Consider the following 1157-nt stretch of genomic DNA (forward strand, 5'->3'; position numbering starts at 1 on the left):
CGCACCGCCGCCTGACCCCAAAGACATGGGTCGGGCCGCCCCACGGCTCCTACACCGACACCCCCTCGGGAAGCTTGTACCGAACGGTCCGTTTCCTCATACTTCCGGTCAGCGCCGATCAGGAGCTGATCATCCGCCGTGCTTCCGGAGAGCAACGACCGGGGTCCGCCCATCCCCTGACCGCGCTTCACGGCCCCAACCCTCAGGGCCGTCACCCCCTCAGGAGGAGATCGGTGAGGACCACGCGCACCACGCCCCGCACCGGCAGCACGCCCCGCACCGGCAGCACGCGCCGCACCCGCCTGCTCGCCGCGGCCCTCGGCCTGCTGACCGCGACCGCGGTCGCCGCGCCGGGCGCCGCCGCCGCTCCCACCCGCACCGCCGAACCGGAACAGCTCTCGGCGATCAGCGACGCCATTCTGAACGCCGAGGTCGACGGCACGGCCTGGTACGTCGACGAAGCCGCCGGGCGCGTCGTGGTGACCGCCGACAGCACCGTCTCCCCGTCCTCGCTCGCCCGGCTGATGAAGGCCGCCGGCCCCTCCGCGCCCAACCTCGACGTCCACCGCGTCCCCGGCGTGTTCACCCCGCTGCTCGCGGCCGGCGACGCCATCTACGGCGGCGAGTACCGCTGCTCGCTCGGCTTCAACGTGGTGAGCGGCAGCACCTACTACTTCCTCACCGCCGGGCACTGCGGCAACGTCGCGGCCAACTGGTACACCGACGTCGCCCACAGCACCCTGATCGGCCCCACCATCGGCTCGACCTTCCCCGGCCACGACTACGCGCTGGTCCGCTACGACAACAGCGCCCTCAGCCACCCGGGCGGCTTCTCCTCCGCCCCGAACGCCGTCGTCGGCGAGGCGGTGAAGCGCACCGGCTCGACCACCGGCACCCACGGCGGCACCGTCACCGGGCTCAACGCCACCGTGCGCTACAGCGACGGCAGCACCGTCCGCGGCCTGATCCAGACCAACGTCTGCGCCGAGGCCGGCGACTCGGGCGGCCCGCTGTACGACGGCGCCAAGGCGCTCGGCCTCACCTCGGGCGGCAGCGGCGACTGCACCTCCGGCGGGACGACCTTCTACCAGCCGGTCAACGCGGCGCTCTCCGCGTACAACGTCAGCGTCTACTGACCCGAGCCCTTCCGCCCGAGC

At 72.9% G+C, this 1157-nt stretch carries 1 protein-coding gene; it reads left to right on the top strand.

What is annotated here, in order from left to right; all coding sequences use genetic code 11:
• The first annotated feature begins 233 nt into the window (after nt 1-233).
• Nucleotides 234-1136 carry a S1 family peptidase gene (locus ACFVHV_RS43825; RefSeq protein ID WP_380359501.1) on the top strand — a complete coding sequence of 301 codons (903 nt, stop codon included), beginning with the start codon at nt 234-236 and terminating at the stop codon, nt 1134-1136.
• Nucleotides 1137-1157: the final 21 nt, after the last annotated feature.

The organism is Kitasatospora sp. NPDC127116 (genome assembly GCF_042677365.1).
In the GTDB taxonomy this organism is placed as follows: Bacteria; Actinomycetota; Actinomycetes; order Streptomycetales; family Streptomycetaceae; genus Kitasatospora; species Kitasatospora lactacystinica.